This window comes from Arcicella sp. BE140 (genome assembly GCF_031456255.1).
Taxonomy (GTDB): Bacteria; Bacteroidota; Bacteroidia; order Cytophagales; family Spirosomataceae; genus Arcicella; species Arcicella aquatica.
Map to the genome: position 1 here is coordinate 47,502 of NZ_JAVDUE010000018.1, position 13,786 is coordinate 61,287.

Here is a 13,786-nt window from a genome sequence, read left to right on the forward strand (position 1 = left end):
TTTCAAAAACAAATTATGCCATTTCTCCAAAAAGTTCTTTTTGACTGATGGTAGAATAGGCTTTTTCAAGAAATTTTGGAATGATAATAGATTCTGTCAGCATGATTTTATCAGGGTCGTCCAGCTTCGCTATCATATCATTGTACTTTTCGATTCCGTGCGTTTTTATCACAGCTTTCTTTTTTTCATCCGACATCAGCAATTTTAGCATTCCTTGTGCATCAGCCTCAGGGTGAAACTGTGTGCCAAATACTTCGTTAGAAAATCTGATAGCCATAATTGCACGCTCTAGGTTTACGTGCGGACGTTCTTTTTCCATTCGTAAAATCTGCACACCTAATTCTTTGATAATCTTCAAGTTGGGACTTACCAATTGATAATCACGAGAATCCACCACATAAAATGGTTCGGGTAAGCCTTCAAACAATGCTTCTTTAATTGTTTTGTCAATTGGGTTCACAGGAAATACACCAAAAGAGGTACTTTTTCTTTTGGTCACTTTCCCAATTTCTAAGTGACGTGCTACCAACTGAAAAGAGTGACAAATCAAAAACAAGAATTTTGGAGTACTTTCCCCATTTAATACTTCCTCAGATTTATTATGCGCAAATATTGAATCAATGAAGGCAAAATATGGTTTTTCCCACACTTCATCAGAAGGTAATGGACTACCCGGTCCACCTGAGGATATATAAATATCGTGTTCTAAATTTGGGATTTCTGTATTACCACGAACATTAAAAACCTGTGTATTTACTTCAATATTTTTTTGTACTCTGAATTCGTTAATCAAATTAATAATGCAACGCATGCCTTCTCCAGCTACGTTGTCATACATATCTAACACTGCTATTTTTAGTGGTTTTTCTGTCGAAATATTTTGCATCGTAAATTTGTTGATGTTAATTTTTATCAATTATTTAATCTCTACTTAACTTATTAAATCGACGCAATTTACTAAAAATAGCCTTAAAATCAATTTGTTACAAAATACAAAGTAAAATTTAACATAGCTTTGCCAACGCTTTAAATCCCAAATCTTGTTTCTTGAACGATATAATCTACGACACTTTTCAAATCGTTAGTTTCTTCAAATACAGCTAACTGACGGTCTGCTCCAGTGCCATTTTTAAGGATTTCTTTGATATATGCTACTTCATTTCGGCTGCCTAATTCGTCCAATACATCATCTACAAAATCTAGTAGTTCATCACATAAATCACTGTATGGTACTTCTTCTTGTTTCCCAAAATCAATCAATTTTGCATGGATACCATATCTGGCTGCGCGCCATTTATTTTCATTGATTAAGACTTTTCTATACGACCTAAAATTCAGGTTTTGTTTTAACAACTTATGGATTTTAGCCACCAAAGCCTGCATTAATGCTGCTAAACAAATGGTTTCGTCAACCCGCATCGGAATATCACAAATTCTAAATTCAATGGTGTCGTAATAAGGATGCAAGCGAATATCCCACCAGATTTTCTTTCCGCTATCGATACATTTTGTTTTTACTAACAAGCTGATGTATTCGTCATATTCACTAGCAGAAGCAAAAAATTCGGGAATACCTGTACGTGGAAATTTATCGAATACTTTCGAGCGATATGATTTAAAACCAGTGTTTCTTCCACACCAAAAAGGCGAATTCGTAGAAAGCGCATAAATATGGGGTAAAAAGTAACGAACGGCATTCAATATTTGTATTCCTTCATTTCTACTCTGGATACCCACATGCACATGTAACCCAAAAATCAAGTTACCTCTGGCGACATCACGCATTTCATCAATCAAAGAATCATAATGCGGACTCGGGGTAATCAGTTGGTCTTGCCAATCTGAAAATGGATGCGTACCTGCTGCTGCTAATAGAAGGTTATTTTGTTCGGCAAGTTGGATAATATTTCGCCTAAGGTCAGTTACCTCCTCTCTTGCTTCTTGAATATTATAACAGATATTCGTTCCCACCTCCACTACAGCTTGGTGCATTTCGGCTTTTACTCTTTCTTGTAATATAATCTGCCCGCCTTCAACAATTTTACTCATGTGCGAGCGTAACTCCCTCGTTACGGGGTCGATGGTCTGAAACTCTTCTTCAATTCCGATGGTGAATAAAGGCATAAGTTTGGAAGGTTTAAGGCTGATAAGGGGAAACAATATTGTAAATCAATACTGTTTCCCTTGTACAACATCATTATTTTTTACTTTCAAAAATGGTATCTCTTGCATTTCCTGCTACCGACGACGTAAGGAAAGTACCCCAAGTAAGGTTGTCTTTACCAGGTTTATGTTTTTTAGCACGGTCAATTGCTACTTTAGCAGCCGTTTCTACTACCCATTCAAAGTTTTCCTGACCAACCGAATTAATATCTGCATCTGGCGCAGGATTACAAAAATCAATGGCATAAGGAATTCCGTCTTTTACAGCAAACTCAACTGTGTTGAAATCATAACCCAATGCTTTGTTCAGTCTAAGTACATAGTCTTTCACCGTTGCTAATAATTTCTTGGCTGCTGGTCCTGTAGGCATCTCAGCTACATAGCGCAAGTGATGTGGATTTCTTGGTTCATAAGGCATTATTCTTACTTCTTTGCCTCCGATACAATAGCAACGGAAGTAATCTGTAAAAGTAATTTCCTCCTGCAAAAGCATTACCAATTGGTCAGTTTCATCATAAGCAGAGAACAATTCGTCGGGATTTCTTACTTTATAAACACTTTTCCAGCCACCACCTGCATGAGGTTTCATATAGGCAGGGAAACCGATATAATCAAAAATATCTCCCCAAGGTAGTGGAAACTTTAGGTTTCTGAATGAAGTCTCTGAAGTATCTGTTGGGCGTTCTTTGGAAGGCAACAACACCGTTTTGGGTACAGGCACGCCTACATTTAACGCTAAGGCATTATTAAAAAATTTCTCATCTGCCGACCACCAAAAAGGATTGTTGATAACAGCCGTACCAGCCATTGCCGTATTTTTAAGCATCGCTCTATAAAATGGTACATCCTGAGAAATACGATCGATAATGACATCATATCCGCTAGATTCCCCTTGTATTACTTTCTCAACAATCATTCGCTCAGCCACGATGCCCGATGGTGCTATTTGATTTACTCTTTCTACAAATGCCTCTGGGAAAGAGGATTCCATTCCATGTAGGATACCTATTTTTTTCATAATACTTAAATTCAATTTTACAGGTTTAATGAATGATTAATTCATTCTTGAAGTGTTTTTTGATTATATTCTATTTAAATATTCAGGGAACATTTCTCGCCAAATATCCCAGTCATGTGTTCCATGCCAACGGACATCTAGCCAGTGGTTGATTTTCTTATTTGCCAAAATTTTAGATAAGCGTTCCGTTTCAGGTTTACAAAAATCAGCATTGCACGTACCCAATACGATATTCATTTGCCATAAATCTGGATGCATGGCATTAGGGAGATAATCAGGAGGATTGTTGAAATAAACACTCTCGCTATAATACCCATTCAAAAACGAGCGTATATCAAAGGCTGCCCCCATTGTAAAAAGGTGTGATACTTTATCAGGATGACGAAAAGCAAAATTTGCTGCATGAAAACCGCCAAAGCTACAGCCTGCAACAGCTACTTTTGAGGTATTGCATTCGCGCATGATGGCAGGAATCAATTCTTCATTTAAATATTGGTCGTAATAAATATGGTTCTGTATACGCTCTGAGGGATGCAAGTGTTTGCCATACCAAGAATATTTATCAATACTATCGGGGCAATAAATTTTTATTTTGCTGCTTTCAATTTGCTTTTTTGCTGATTCAATTAGCTTAAAATCCTTTGCCTCGTAATATCTCCCCATGGTAGTAGGAAAAACAATTACTGGATAGCCCCAATTTCCAAAAATCAACAATTCATTATCTGCTCCGAGATGATGAGAATAATACTTGATATAACGTTCTTGCATTTTGTTGGTGAGGGTTTTACATTATTTCAAAAATTTATTCACAGCTAGATTTAGACTATTTAATTTACTACAAAATTACCACTTGGCAATACTTTCAGATAAAAGTAGGTGTTTTAATCAGAATTCTGTTTTAGTTAGAATCTTTACTCTAAAATAGAAACTGTTTTTAACTTTCAAAACAAAACATTGGAATAATTTATCTGTGAAATATTTAACAATTTGTTTATTTTCGGGAATAATCCAAAAATTGCTAATTCACATATGACTATATATTCACAAAATTCTTCCTCAGAAATCCTTCAAATTGAGGATAATATTTATTCAGCCTACCTAAATAGAACTGTTCATATCACTTTAATATATCCAAAAAAAAATAATTCACTCAACTTGGTTATTTTTAATGATGGACAAGATTTTGAGTCTTTGAAAATCAAACAGTGGATTTCGTCCTTGATGGATGACAACAAAATATCTCCTATTTTGTGTGTAGGTATTCACGCCAATAACGAACGCTTACAAGAATACGGAACGGCATCGCAAGCTGACTATAAAAACAGAGGAAATAAGGCTCATCACCACGCTAACTTTGTTTTAAAAGAATTGTTACCCTTTTTAGAAAATTCTTATTCATTATCATCAAAAAATAGAGTAATGGCTGGTTTTTCTTTGGGTGGATTATCTGCCATGGATATTGCATGGAATCATCCGAAGATATTCACCAAAGTGGGGGTTTTCTCAGGTGCCTTGTGGTGGCGACAAAAAGCTGAGGAGGATGGTTATACGGATGAAAACGACAGAATAATGCACAATATCGTCAGAAAGGGCACATATCACAAAAACCAACAATTTTGGTTTGAGGCAGGTACCAATGATGAAACCTCTGATAGAAACAATAATGGCATCATTGATGCCATTGATGATACCCTCGACTTAATGAAAGAATTAGAAAAACATGGCTATAAAAAGAACGAAGACATCGTTTACAGACAAGTAGAAGGCGGAGAACATAATCAACAAACTTGGAGCAAAGTAATGCCAGAGTTCCTTACATGGGCTTTTGGACAATAATTATTAAAATTTTAGTAGCTTTTTTTCTTGTTTACCAATCATCCCAAAACTTTACTAGTTATCACATTTAGGGTTTTTTAACAAAAGGTTGTCTAATATAGGCAACCTTTTCGTTTAACTTGCATCTGTATTTTATTCATTACATCAAAGCTATTAATCTTTAAACTGAGTTATTATGAATTCATTTATCAACAAAATCCTTATCATTACTATTTTCACTATTTGTTTTGGCTTTTCAATGTTTGCAGGAGGAATCAAAGGCACTGTTAAAAATACTCACGGAGAATACCTTTCTTTTGCTTCCATTATTGTAAAAGGTAGTCCCAAAGGAACGATGGCTAACGAAGATGGCAAATACGAGCTCGCCTTAGACCCTGGTAATTATACCATCATCTTTCAATATTTAGGACATAAAACTTTAGAAAAACAGGTTGTTGTTAACAATGATTATTTACCTCTTGAAATAGTATTAGAGGAACAAGCAATCAGTTTGAAAGAAGTAGAGTTTTCTGCTAAAAGTGAAGACCCCGCCTATACCATTATGCGAAAGACTATTTCGATGGCTCGTTTCAAAATATTAGAACTCAATGAATACTCTGCCAGAACTTACGTAAAAGGCACGGGACAAGTAAGCGAGGTTTCGGGTTTGATAAAAATGTTGGCTGGTAAAAAAATAGAAAAGGAATCTGGATTAAAAATCGGACAAGTATATGTTTTGGAATCTATCAATGATGTTATTTTCAAACAGCCATCTTCAGTAAGAGAAAAGGTAGTTTCTACCCGTAACAACTTGCCCAAGCAATTACAAAGCCAAGGAACAAACTTTATTCCTGTATCACGCACCAACTTTTATAACCCTAAACCGTTTGGCGACATGGTGTCTCCGTTGTCCCCTACTGCTTTGGCGTATTACAAATTTAAGTATGAAGGTTTTTTTACTGAAAATGGTCAGACGGTAAACAAAATACGTGTGACACCTAAATCAAAAAATGATAATGTATTTGATGGTATTATCAATATCATAGAAGATTCTTGGTATATCCACAGTCTGGATTTGCACTTTAGCAGCGACAATATTTCAAACAGGATTAAAATGATTTTTGCTCCTAACAAAGAAATCTGGTTACCCATCAATTATACTTTCCGTTCTGATTTTGATGCTTTTGGCTTCAAAGGTTTCTTTAATTATGTTACCAACGTTCGTAACTATACCGTTGCGGTCAATGAAAAATATCATCAACGACCTGTAGTAATCGATGAGAAAATTGATAAAGCGGAGGCCAAAGAATTGAAAAGCGAGAAAGTAAATAGCAAAATAGCCCTTAATCAGAAACAGGTTACGCGTAAGCAACTCAACAAGTTTTTGAAAGACGCTGAAAAAGAAGACAAGAAAGAGAGAAAGAAAAAAGGGGAAGATGTAGATTTGGTACGGTCGTATAACATTGAAATTGATAGCCTCCACAGTAAACGCAGTGCTGATTTTTGGAATGAAGAAAGACAAGTGCCATTGACAGACTTGGAGATAAAAGGTTATGCCCAAGCGGATAGTATCGCTAAAACCAACGAACAGCAATACAAGAAAGATTCGGTTAGGAATTTACCTGCTTTTAAGTTTTCACATTTAATTTTTGGCAAAACATATAACTATGGCAAAAGAGACGATTTGTTCGGTTTCTTTAATAAATCTCTTAGCTACACTTCTCCGTTAGATCAAATTCCTTCTTTGGATTTTGTTAATACTGTAGATGGATATTTTTTAAAGGCTTCTTTAAGATATGATATTCGTGAGAAACTCACCAAAAGAGAATCTATTTATGGTGATTTAAGGTATGCCTTAGGAAGAAAAGCGCTTAACTGGAATCTTGGGTATTATTATTTAAAAAATCAGCAATCGGTTGAAGTAAGAACTGGACGATATATTCAGCAGTTCAATGACGATAGACCTATTTCTACACCAGCTAACACCATCTATACGATGTTGGCTGAACGTAATTATCTAAAAATTTACCAGAAAGATTATGCTAATATTGAATATAGAAATCGATTATCTGAGAAAGTAACTATTCGATTAAACCTCGAATATGCTGAGAGAATGGCACTAAAAAACTTGGAGACTTTTAAGCCTTGGATTGATGTAAAAGACAGAAGTTTTAGTTCGAATACTCCTGAGAATGTAGAATTAGCCAATACTGACTTTGATAAACATAAAACGTTTTTAACGGAAGCCGATATTATTTGGAGACCTTTTGCCAAAAAACGCAAATTCAATGACCGTGAATATACCATTAATACGGGCAATCCTATTTTCAGACTTAAATCTACCAATGGATTATTAGCTGAAAGTCACTTTTCTCGCTTGCAAGGTTCTTATGAACAATTCTTTGATTTAGAAAAGTTGGGAAATTTGCACGTTTTAACTAATTACGGAGGATTTATACAAAAACCGAGTTATTTTATTGATTATCGCCATTTCAATGGTAATCAGACTATCCTCCGTTCTTTCAGATTTGATGCTTTTAGAAACTTAGATTATTATTTACATAGCACTACAGGCAATTATTTAGAAGTATTTGCACAGCATGATTTTAATCACTTTCTATTAACTCAAATTACTCCGCTTAGAATTTATGGCTTGAAAGAATCTATTTTTGCTAATTACCTGAAAGTGCCTAATCAACAATTTGAATATGTGGAAGTTGGCTATGGCTTATCTGGCATTGGTAAATTGTTCGGTTTAGAAGTAGTAGGCAATTTTGTGAATGGCAAGTATGATGCTACTGTGTTGAGGATTAAGTTTAATCGATAGAAGCTATTAGCTTTGAGCGGTGAGCTATGAGATTTTTTAGTGAATTGTCTAGCTTTTTCTATTAGCGAGTGACTTAAGTACTACTGATTACCCACATCTTTTAAAATGTTGAAATAGAAATGTTATTAATGATCAAATTAGCTTAAATGTACATAAATAGTGTTTAAAACCAAGCGTTGAAGCCCTCATCTCTAGCGAGGGACTTAAGTCCCTCGCTAGAGATAAACGTCTGATTATTAGAAATTTATAAACTTATGGGCAATCAGTAGGACTTAAATCACCCGCTAATAGAAAGAAGGGCTGTTAAAAACTGATGGCATGACTTTTAGAGTAATGCCATCAGTAAACGTCACAAAAAAGCGGTCAGAAAATTAATTTTCTGACCGCTTTTTTAAATGCTAAAAGAAGCTAAAAACTCATCGCTCAAAGCTAAAATTACTGTAAAATCAATTGTCCACGAATTTCTCCTCCAGGTTTTGAAGCACTGTGAATATTCACATAATAATTACCTGCCATTAAATCCGTTTCTTGTTCGGTAGTCAAAGCAGCCGTTGTGCTAGAGTAAGCTGTATTAAATGTGGTTCCTAAACCAAATATTACAGCACCACTTACGCCCACAGCTCCTTTATGAATATGCCAAGCCGTAGGAGTAACACCATTATAACTAATCGTATATGAAATCACTTTTGTTGTTTTGTTATAAGTTCCAACAAAAGAACCAGTAGCAGTTGAAGTATTGGCGGGTACTTCAACAGAGCCATTTAGTGTAACATTAAATTTCACTTCTGGTGAAACTTCTTCATCCTTTTTACAAGAAATGGCAAACAACAATGTAGAGATTAAGAAAGCAAAGAGTGTTTTTTTCATGTTAATTTTTGTTTAAGTGAATCCAAGACTTGCGTCTTATTTACACTTACGGCTCTTTCTCTACTTTAGTTGCGTCGGAAAAATTATTTTCCTGCCGAAATCAAATTGGCGAATAATCTATAAGCCCCAGAAACGCCCGCTGGCAACTGGCGGAAGAAGGCATACCCTGTAAAGATATAATTCCCTTTGCCATATTTTGTATACAACAATCCTCCATTAGCAGGTGGCTCATTAGGGTCGTTAGATGATAGAATGGCATCATACTTTGCATCCCAATCATTTGAAAAATATAACCCCCTTTCTTGAATCCAACCATCAAAATCTTTGACTGTAATCTTATTAGGCGTATTCAATAAAACACTTTCAGGTTTCAAGAAACGTACTTCTGCTTCTTCAACCGTTACTCTATCCCTTGACAATTTAAACGGATAAGGTCCAATACCTGTTTCAATTTTCTGTAAGTTGCTATTTACCTGATATTGAACCACCATGTTACCGCCATTTTCTACATATTCCATTAGTTTTTTCTGGTAATAAGTAATACGTTCTTCAGTGTTATAAGCCCTTACTCCTACTACGATGGCATCAAATTTAGATAAATCTTCATTCAGTTCTTTCTCCGTCAAAATCGTCACATTGTATCCAATCTGACGCAAAGCCATTGGCACGTCGTCGCCAGCACCTACGATATAACCAATATTTTTGCCTTTCGTCTTAATGTCCAGTTTCACTACTTTTGCTTCTGCCAATGGGAAAAGTGTTTGTGGTGGAATATGGTCGTAAGCTACTGTTAAAATCCCTCTGTCATAAGTACCATTCGCTGTTTTAATTACCGCCTTTACCGTACCTTCGGGAGTAGTACTAGAAGGCGTTACTTTAAACACTAGCTTAACTTCTTGGTATTTATTTTCCAAATTAAAATCAATGCTTGAAGGGCTAGACTTCCAGCCAGCAGGCAATGCTAAACTAACGCTTCCTGAGGTTTTACTTTTACCTGATTTCAATGTTACTTCTACCTCTTTGGCTTGGTCATTGGCAAAAACATATACTTTATCCGAAATATTGGCAGTAACTTCTGGGCGAATCTCAAAAGTACGATACAATTCTCCACGGGTCTCATCAGTATATTTATAGATAACAGGCGAGCTAAAAGTAAAAGGTTGATTATCAATCAAAAATGTAAATTCTGCTTGTAAATCTGCTGGTTTTTCGGGTAAGCCAATCAATGTTTGGTCATCTACACGATACATACCTTTGCCCATTTTCTTTTCTGCTAGCCAGAAAGGCTGTGTTAGAGGCTGATTCTTAGGAATTTCTACAGGGAAGCTAATTCTTTGTAATTCATTATTGCCCAAACTAACATTAAAAGTACTGTCTTTGCCGAAACCAACTAAACGTATTTTCTGTAAAGTCACGGCAAAATCTGAACGCTTTACTGCTGTTGCCAGTATATTAATTTTTTCCCCTGCCGAAGCTGAATATTCGTTAGGATTAGCTTCAAAATACAGACCTGTGCAAGCAATAATAATGTTTTCTAATTCCTTTTTCTTCTGAGCCTTCCAGTATTCATCATCAATTTTTAGCAGTGTTTTGTATGCCTCTAATAAAGAAGGAACAATGGTAGATGGATTCTCTGGATTATAACTATTAATGGCAAGGTTAATCCAAGATTCTACTTCCTTCCCTCCTTTTACCCTACTCCACGTTAAATCAACGCCATCAAAAACATCTTTCTGCGCTAACTCTCCAAACTTGTGTACAAAATATTCAGGTCGTAAACCACGTGTGCGAGGTACACCAAATCCTTGCGATTTATGTTGCGAGCGACTTTCTGCAGCAATTTCAGAATAAGCTTTTCCTAACAATGGATTATATCCACCAATTTCTACTTGTATAAATTTACCTTCAGTAGGTTTCTGTGAAACAGCACCAAAATTAAAGGTATTCCAAACTACTCTCTTAGCTTGCCAAGGTTTTACGTATTTCAATTGTTCGGGAAACTTAGTAGGGTCACCCGAAAGTTTGAAAGCCTCTTCTGCTAAAGCTGCTGAAGCAGAGTGATTGCCATGTCCCGCACGAGCGTCAGGCGGGAAACGGCAAATAATTACATCTGGACGAAGATTTCTGATACGCCAGACGACGTCTGCCAATACAGCATCTTTTCCCCAAATTTGTAAGGTTTCTTCCGTATTTTTAGAAAACCCAAAATCGTTTGCACGGGTAAAATATTGCTCAGGACCATCAATCGCACGAGCCGCTAGTAATTCTTGTGTACGAATCAATCCTAATAAATCACCTAATTCTGAGCCAATCAGGTTTTGTCCTCCATCACCGCGTGTAATTGATAAATAGGCTGTTCTTACTTTACGCTCTTTTGCCAACCACGAAAGCATTACGGTGTTTTCATCATCGGGGTGAGCAGCAATATACATCGCTGTACCAAGCACATTGAGTTTTTTCAAATTCAACAAAAGTTCACCAGCAGGCATAGGTTTTATAGGCTGGGCTTGGATGTTGAACAGTGAACCGAAAAGTATTAATAATAAAATAATGGTTTTGTTCGATTTGATATTCATCTGAGAAATTTTATAGTTCTGCGTGAAATTAACTGAAAACATTAACAATACTAAAACAGGAAAATAATTGATTTCTGAGAAGGAATAAAATTAATTCGCTGAATGACACTAAACACATCGTCGAAAATTAAAATTGAGATAATATATCAAAATATCGACCACCCATCATTAGGTATAATTTCTGATTTAAATTACTTTTACAAGCATAAAATAAGGCGTAAGTAGAATAATTTCTGAAATAATCCATCGATATTTTCCTTCATCTACGTATATCCTACTACTTCAATTATGCTACCTTTCAACACACATCATCAAGAATTTGACCCTCCCGAAGAGTTACGGGATTCCATAAAATGTTTTTGGTATGACAAGATAGTATCTCACCAGTCAAACTCAAGTTTTGAAGTAGTGCCTGATGGTTACGCCGAAATTATTTTTTACTTCGGGAGTCCCTGTAGTATTGCTCAAAATGGAGTTTTACTGCCCTTGCCATCACCTTTTATGATAGGTTTACTCAATCACCCTATAGTTTTTCATGCGGAAGGTGGTTTACAAATAATTGCTATCAGGTGCTTTCCTTGGTCGGTTTTCGATTTACTTGGATTATCACCAAGTAAAGACGGAATACGTATATTTGAACATCCCATTGCTCAACTCCAAGCTACTTTGGGTGAATTTATCAATGCAGATAAAATAGCAGAAGCAATTGCTCATGTAAAACAGTATTTATTGAATATTAGGTCGCAGATTGCGATTGATAGTATGCTGTCCAAAGCGGGAATAGCCATGAGCAAAGCAAACGGCACTATACCTGTAAGTCAAGTAGCGGAGGCGGCTCATGCAACGGTTCGTACCTTGGAAAGAAACTTCAAGCAATCTGCGGGATATACTGTTAAAGATGTGTCTGGGCTGATGCGCTTTGAGCAGGTACGCAATCACCTTTGGCTTTATCCAGATGCCAACCTTGCGGGATTAGCTTATGAATTGGGTTATACCGACCAATCTCACCTAAGCAGGGAATTTAAACGCTACACTGGCACTACACCGTCAGCATTTGCGAGAAAAGCAAAGAAAGATAAGGAGTTGCTGGGCAACGATTTTGTCGCATTTGTACAAGCCTAAGGCAAAAGCATTGTAGAATTTTGTATTGATTAATTTAAACAATACAAAATCATGTTACTACAAAATAAAAAAGTAGCCATTATCGGCGCAGGACCTGTTGGTCTGATAATTGCAAAATTACTTCAACAACAGGGAATAGATATAACCGTTTACGAAAGAGACAAAGACGCACAAACAAGAATTTGGGGCGGTACGCTTGATTTGCACAAAGAATCAGGGCAAGCAGCCATGCAAAAAGCAGGATTGCTGGAAAGCTATTATGCTCTAGCAAGACCAATGGGCAGAACGGTAACAGATGAACAAGGCAAAATATTGTTCACAGCAAAACCTCAATATGACACTCCAGAGATAAACAGAAATGATTTAAGAAATATATTGTTGGATAGCTTAACAAGCGATACCGTTGTTTGGGATAGGAAATTTACGAAACTGGAAGAATTCGATGGAAAATGGCTTATACATTTTGAGCATGGCATGAATGTAACCGCAGATGTTGTTATCGGAGCCAATGGCGGAATGTCTAAAGTGAGAAAATACCTTACGGATATTGAAGTAGAATATACTGGTACTGTTATCATACAAGGCGAAGTATTTCAACCAACTATAAAATGTGCGGAGTTCTACCAATTATGCGACTATAATATCCTAATGACGGCAGGCGAAGGCATTAATTTAGTAGCAAACCCTCAGAATAACGGTGCATTGACGTATAATGTAACCTTTAGAAAGCCAGAAGAATGGCTTTATGAAAATGGATTAGATTTTCAGCATACCGACAGCATTGCTACATTCCTTTCAACAATGTTTTCGGATTGGCACGAATGCTATCAACAATTATTCCGCTCAACCTCATTTTTTGTAGGATTGCCAACGAGAAAAATCTCGTTAGATAAACCTTGGACTAATAATCGTCCTTTGCCAATAACCCTTATTGGAGATGCTGCCCATTTAATGCCTCCTTTTGCAGGCAAGGGCGTAAATACAGGGCTAATGGATGCATTAATATTAGCTGATAACCTTACCAACGGAAAATTTGAAACCATTGAAGCGGCTATTAACGATTATGAGCAAAAGATGATGGTGTATGCCCAAGAAGCACAACTTGAAACAAGTAAGAACGAAATAGCGATGCATCAACCCAACTTTTCTTTCCAAAAAAGATTTAGTCATTAAGCTTGTCAATGGTATTCTTGATTGAGCATTTAACAAGTTTACACTTTGAAAGGAATCTAGTAGAAAGAAATAATATTTTCATTAAAATATACAATTTCCAGAAAGGTTATTTAATACCATTTTAGGAATTTAGTACTGACAAATTCATTATATGTCAAATTAAAAAATAACATATATTTCCGATTCAACTTTTTTATTTAAGTGTAATTGCTCATTTTTAACTTA

At 36.0% G+C, this 13,786-nt stretch carries 10 protein-coding genes; 4 read left to right on the forward strand and 6 right to left on the reverse strand.

Translation table 11 applies throughout. The features are described 5' to 3' along the window. Positions 1-13: 13 nt before the first annotated feature. From J2Y60_RS20455 to J2Y60_RS20470, 4 genes are all read right to left on the reverse strand, one after another. On the reverse strand, positions 14-886 hold the full coding sequence (locus J2Y60_RS20455) for a glutamine amidotransferase-related protein (RefSeq protein WP_309916663.1): 873 nt from the start codon (positions 884-886) through the stop codon (positions 14-16). Positions 887-1,026: 140 nt separating this feature from the next. Further along, the gene (locus tag J2Y60_RS20460) at positions 1,027-2,124 is read right to left on the reverse strand and encodes a carboxylate-amine ligase (protein ID WP_309916665.1); all 1,098 of its coding nucleotides are present in this window, start codon (positions 2,122-2,124) and stop codon (positions 1,027-1,029) included. Between the two features lie 73 nt (positions 2,125-2,197). Next, complete coding sequence (locus tag J2Y60_RS20465) at positions 2,198-3,181, reverse strand: hypothetical protein (protein WP_309916667.1); 984 nt, start codon at positions 3,179-3,181, stop codon at positions 2,198-2,200. 63 nt (positions 3,182-3,244) lie between these two features. Next, entirely contained in the window at positions 3,245-3,949 is a 705-nt protein-coding gene (locus tag J2Y60_RS20470; RefSeq protein WP_309916669.1) for an alpha/beta fold hydrolase, read from the reverse strand. Between the two features lie 261 nt (positions 3,950-4,210). Between J2Y60_RS20470 and J2Y60_RS20475 the strand changes: the two genes are divergently transcribed. Then, a complete protein-coding gene (locus J2Y60_RS20475; protein ID WP_309916672.1) occupies positions 4,211-5,017 on the forward strand; it encodes an alpha/beta hydrolase-fold protein in 807 nt (268 codons plus the stop codon). A 175-nt stretch (positions 5,018-5,192) separates the two neighbouring features. Further along, the gene (locus tag J2Y60_RS20480) at positions 5,193-7,823 is read left to right on the forward strand and encodes a DUF5686 and carboxypeptidase regulatory-like domain-containing protein (RefSeq protein WP_309916674.1); all 2,631 of its coding nucleotides are present in this window, start codon (positions 5,193-5,195) and stop codon (positions 7,821-7,823) included. 435 nt (positions 7,824-8,258) lie between these two features. Here J2Y60_RS20480 and J2Y60_RS20485 read toward each other — a convergent pair whose 3' ends face one another. Then, the gene (locus J2Y60_RS20485; protein WP_309916677.1) at positions 8,259-8,690 is read right to left on the reverse strand and encodes a CHRD domain-containing protein; all 432 of its coding nucleotides are present in this window, start codon (positions 8,688-8,690) and stop codon (positions 8,259-8,261) included. 83 nt (positions 8,691-8,773) lie between these two features. Continuing rightward, positions 8,774-11,266 (reverse strand): PIG-L family deacetylase, encoded by a 2,493-nt coding sequence (locus J2Y60_RS20490; RefSeq protein WP_309916680.1) that lies wholly within the window; start codon positions 11,264-11,266, stop codon positions 8,774-8,776. A gap of 288 nt (positions 11,267-11,554) precedes the next feature. Between J2Y60_RS20490 and J2Y60_RS20495 the strand changes: the two genes are divergently transcribed. Both J2Y60_RS20495 and J2Y60_RS20500 read left to right on the forward strand, forming a co-directional pair. Then, entirely contained in the window at positions 11,555-12,388 is an 834-nt protein-coding gene (locus tag J2Y60_RS20495) for a helix-turn-helix domain-containing protein (protein WP_309916684.1), read from the forward strand. Positions 12,389-12,439: 51 nt separating this feature from the next. Continuing rightward, positions 12,440-13,561 (forward strand): NAD(P)/FAD-dependent oxidoreductase, encoded by a 1,122-nt coding sequence (locus tag J2Y60_RS20500; protein ID WP_309916687.1) that lies wholly within the window; start codon positions 12,440-12,442, stop codon positions 13,559-13,561. The last annotated feature ends 225 nt before the right edge of the window (positions 13,562-13,786 follow it).

Bases quoted from the DNA above. Each gene is read 5' to 3' on its own strand.
- J2Y60_RS20455 (WP_309916663.1), bottom strand. From the start codon at position 886: ATGCAAAATATTTCGACAGAAAAACCACTAAAAATAGCAGTGTTAGAT.
- J2Y60_RS20460 (WP_309916665.1), bottom strand. From the start codon at position 2,124: ATGCCTTTATTCACCATCGGAATTGAAGAAGAGTTTCAGACCATCGAC.
- J2Y60_RS20465 (WP_309916667.1), bottom strand. From the start codon at position 3,181: ATGAAAAAAATAGGTATCCTACATGGAATGGAATCCTCTTTCCCAGAG.
- J2Y60_RS20470 (WP_309916669.1), bottom strand. From the start codon at position 3,949: ATGCAAGAACGTTATATCAAGTATTATTCTCATCATCTCGGAGCAGAT.
- J2Y60_RS20475 (WP_309916672.1), top strand. From the start codon at position 4,211: ATGACTATATATTCACAAAATTCTTCCTCAGAAATCCTTCAAATTGAG.
- J2Y60_RS20480 (WP_309916674.1), top strand. From the start codon at position 5,193: ATGAATTCATTTATCAACAAAATCCTTATCATTACTATTTTCACTATT.
- J2Y60_RS20485 (WP_309916677.1), bottom strand. From the start codon at position 8,690: ATGAAAAAAACACTCTTTGCTTTCTTAATCTCTACATTGTTGTTTGCC.
- J2Y60_RS20490 (WP_309916680.1), bottom strand. From the start codon at position 11,266: ATGAATATCAAATCGAACAAAACCATTATTTTATTATTAATACTTTTC.
- J2Y60_RS20495 (WP_309916684.1), top strand. From the start codon at position 11,555: ATGCTACCTTTCAACACACATCATCAAGAATTTGACCCTCCCGAAGAG.
- J2Y60_RS20500 (WP_309916687.1), top strand. From the start codon at position 12,440: ATGTTACTACAAAATAAAAAAGTAGCCATTATCGGCGCAGGACCTGTT.